4 protein-coding genes are annotated in these 3,619 nt (G+C 45.2%); 2 read left to right on the top strand and 2 right to left on the bottom strand.

The annotated features are described in order from the left end of the window. Positions 1 to 53 precede the first annotated feature (53 nt). The gene (locus tag Q0241_RS03555; RefSeq protein WP_299373170.1) at positions 54 to 881 is read right to left on the bottom strand and encodes a hypothetical protein; all 828 of its coding nucleotides are present in this window, start codon (positions 879 to 881) and stop codon (positions 54 to 56) included. A 406-nt stretch (positions 882 to 1,287) separates the two neighbouring features. Here Q0241_RS03555 and Q0241_RS03550 point away from each other — a divergent pair, with 406 nt between their 5' ends. Both Q0241_RS03550 and Q0241_RS03545 read left to right on the top strand, forming a co-directional pair. After that, complete coding sequence (locus tag Q0241_RS03550; RefSeq protein WP_299373167.1) at positions 1,288 to 1,755, top strand: RidA family protein; 468 nt, start codon at positions 1,288 to 1,290, stop codon at positions 1,753 to 1,755. A 224-nt stretch (positions 1,756 to 1,979) separates the two neighbouring features. Then, complete coding sequence (locus tag Q0241_RS03545; RefSeq protein WP_299373164.1) at positions 1,980 to 3,152, top strand: GNAT family N-acetyltransferase; 1,173 nt, start codon at positions 1,980 to 1,982, stop codon at positions 3,150 to 3,152. 84 nt (positions 3,153 to 3,236) lie between these two features. Here the strand turns inward: Q0241_RS03545 and Q0241_RS03540 are convergent. Further along, the coding region (locus tag Q0241_RS03540) for a DUF1287 domain-containing protein (protein WP_299373161.1) at positions 3,237 to 3,619 on the bottom strand (383 nt) is incomplete at its 5' end.

The following is a 3,619-nucleotide window of genomic DNA, read 5'->3' as shown; positions in this document are numbered from 1 at the left end:
AAAGGGTGGCTGAACGCCACCCTTTTTGTATTTCAGAGATGAAACAACTACGATTATGAAGTTGGTAACTTCACCAAGCGGGTCTTAACAATATCTGCATCCGTTCCATCCCGTTTCATGCCAGAGAGTTTTATCTCACTAAACAAGGCAGTCCCAGTTTTCAAATCAACATAAAAGTAACCGTCTATATAAATGACCTGTTCATCATAAGTCATATCGTCATCAACATCGACCACAACAACAGTGCGCCCACCATAAAGCTTCTTACCCGCGACATAACCATAAACCTGTGTAGAATCACACGGGCCCGAGCCAGGATAAACACCAGCAACTACACAAAAATTCAAAGCCAGAACTTTTTGATCCTGAGTAACTGTTTTCCCACCAAAATAACTTGCTGATGCAGATTCAATCATCGACTTAACAAGATCTCTTTTATTCCCCATAAGATTTACATAGCCCTCTTGTAAATCTCCAAATGAAGCAAGACTTTCTGCTGTAGCTTTCTTGTGCTTGTAAACATACTTAAATTCTTTACCGCGCAAGGACGCTACTTCTTCCTCCACCTTTTTTCTTTCTTGATAATAAACAGGAACAGAAAGGTTAGATTTTAAAATTCGAACGTCGTATTCAATCGTTTTTGGATTTGGCACTAAATTAAAAGCCACTTTATTTTGCATGGTGACAACAGTTTTACGGCCATCACCTCTGAAGATATATTTCCAAGTGTTATACTCTTCACCATCATGTATTGCCTCTGTACCAAACACGACTTCGCTATTTAGAGGTTCAGATACACTTGCTCGGTCACTTCCCGATTGTGAAGTTGTCTGACAAGCCGAAAGAGCAAATAGCGCACCTAAAATCAAAAATCGCTTCATAAAATCACCTACAACCTAAAATTTAAAATCACTGTTCAATTTATAAACTATAAACAGCACAAACAGTCAAAGTCCTTCCCTCACTGCTTACGATTTCCCATTACCAGATTCGCAAAAACCAGTAGAACACAAACGACACAATGTTCCTCAAATGCGATAACTGAGTTCAAAACTCCTGTTTTTTTGTGCTCTTTTGCGAACTTTGCTTGCGTCTGGAAGCCAGAGAGATAAAATTCGCGCAGTTTTTAAAGTTGGAAAGAGCAAAGTACAAATTACGTATGGGAAAACCATGGATCTGTTTGCTCTTGTACAGGCTTGAGAACACGTCCCCGGAATACAAATGAGATCCCTGTGTAAAGGGACGCGTTCTTAAAAGGTAATGTTATAAAATCATAAGGATAGAGCCATGACTGGTACAGTTGATGCCCGTTTGAAAGAACTTGGAATTGAAGTCCCTCAGCCTGCGAAAGCAGTTGCAAACTATGTCGGTTACGTAACATCCGGCAACACCGTTTTTATATCTGGTCAGATCACGATCAAAGATGGCGAAGTCCTCTACAAGGGTAAGCTTGGCGACACCATGTCTGTCGAAGAAGGCCAGGAAGCGGCCCGTCTTTGCGGTATCAACATCATTGCCCAGCTTTACGCAGCAACAGATGGCAATCTCGATCGCGTTAAGCGCATCGTCAAACTTGGCGGTTTTGTAAACTCCACACCTGACTTTGTTGATCAGCCAAAAGTCATCAATGGCGTGTCCGACCTGATGGTTGAAGTCTTCGGTGACAAAGGTGTGCATGCGCGTGCCGCCGTTTCAGCCCCAAGCCTGCCACTTGGCATTGCTGTTGAAGTCGATTGCGTTGCTGAAATCGACTAAGCTATTCATTACTAGCTAAAAGCTTATCGGCTAAAAGCTAAAGAAGACATCACGATAGCAAAAGGCAGGCGCCATAGCCTGCCTTTTGCTTATTAAAAGCTCAGAAAGTCGAGATCTTAATCAAATTCCCCTCTTCTCCGTCTAAAACCTTGTATCCACAAGCCTATCTTCCTATTTTTAGCGAACAGTATTTTCTTACCCCGCCTTGATTAACCAGGTCTTGAATGAGCCAATTGCGTGTTGAAGTTCACCCCGGCATAAATAGTATTCCCTCAGAAGCTTGGGATCGCTGTGCCCAGAACGATGCGCCGGATAATAACCCCTTTATTTCCCACGCCTTTTTATCCGCGTTGGAAGAAAGCAGCTCGGTCAGTGCCGAGACAGGATGGCAACCTCAGCACCTCACGATCATGGACGATGAAGGCGTTATCATTGCCTGTGCGCCACTTTATCTGAAAAGCCACTCTTACGGTGAATACGTCTTTGATTGGAGCTGGGCAAACGCTTACGAGCGTGCGGGACGCGCCTATTACCCCAAATTGCAATCCGCGGTTCCCTTTAGCCCGGTAACAGGCAAACGATTGCTCATCGCCCCGACCACATCAGAAGAGGCGAAAGAACTTCGCCTGTCCCTCATCAACGCCATGCTGCAAATTCTGCAACAGTACGAAGCGTCATCCCTACACCTGACCTTTACCACAGAACAGGAATGGCACGAGCTTAAAGACGCCGGGCTCCTCGCCCGCACCGGAATGCAATATCACTGGGAAAACAACAACTATCAAAGCTTTGATGATTTCCTTGCTGCGCTGTCTTCCCGCAAGCGTAAGGCCATCAAAAAGGAACGCCGTGAAGCACACAGTCACGGTCTGGTAATTAAGACCCTGACGGGCGGTGATCTGACGCCAGAAATTTGCGATCAATTCTATCAACTCTATCTTAGTACAGTCGATAAAAAACACGCACACGATTACCTCAATCGAGATTTCTTTCAGCTTTTGGGATCAAAACTGGGCAACAAAGTTATCTTGAGTACCGCATGGGATCATTCATACGCCAGCCCAACAATGGTGGCTGGTGCCCTCAATCTGGTCGGCGGCGACACGCTCTATGGTCGGAACTGGGGGTCCCACGGTCATTACCCAAACCTGCATTTCGAGCTGTGTTACTATCAGGCAATCGACTATGCCATCACTCATAAGCTCAAGCGGGTTGAAGCCGGGGCGCAGGGAGAGCATAAAATCCAACGCGGATACCTGCCGACCAAAACATACAGCCTCCACGGTATTTCCGACCCCAATTTCCGCGATGCCATCGCCCGCTTTTTACAAAGTGAAAACCCGGCAGTTGACCGCGAAATCGAAATGCTCAACGAAATCGGCCCCTTCAAAAAGTAACTGCGTTACTTGTTCTAATAACGAATAGATACTCAATTAGAACAAAGTAGAAGTTTGGGTAGAACAAAGTAGAAGTTTGGGTTTTTAGCGCTTTATATAGCGATAATGCCCCGTCATTTTGTAATCGAACAACATGTCTTCAATTTGTGGTCCGAAACCGATGTTGTGAACGACCAGCGGCACACCCTTGGATGATTTTTGATTACTGATAATACCGATATGCGGCAGTGATCCGCTTTTATTCAGGTTCCATGTTACCAAATCGCCCGGTAAATAATCTTCGGGTGCTTCTGACAAAGGTTGGGTTTGACCGCGACGGGAAAAGAAAACCCGCAAGTTTGGAACACGTCGATGGTCGATGTTTCGATCTGTTGACTTCAATCCCCATATCTTTGGATAGCTGGCAAAATTAGCCCGCATGTCTTCGTGTACCAGCTTTTGCAAATCGATCCCTAACGCCCGATAGC

The sequence above is a fragment of the uncultured Kiloniella sp. genome, assembly GCF_937128705.1.
In the GTDB taxonomy this organism is placed as follows: domain Bacteria; phylum Pseudomonadota; class Alphaproteobacteria; order Kiloniellales; family Kiloniellaceae; genus Kiloniella.
The sequence above is the reverse complement of the archived record's forward strand: the minus strand, read 5'-3'. Positions and strand labels throughout refer to the sequence as shown.

Coding starts and splice junctions, on each gene's coding strand:
- Q0241_RS03555 (WP_299373170.1), bottom strand. CDS start 881: ATGAAGCGATTTTTGATTTTAGGTGCGCTATTTGCTCTTTCGGCTTGT.
- Q0241_RS03550 (WP_299373167.1), top strand. CDS start 1,288: ATGACTGGTACAGTTGATGCCCGTTTGAAAGAACTTGGAATTGAAGTC.
- Q0241_RS03545 (WP_299373164.1), top strand. CDS start 1,980: ATGAGCCAATTGCGTGTTGAAGTTCACCCCGGCATAAATAGTATTCCC.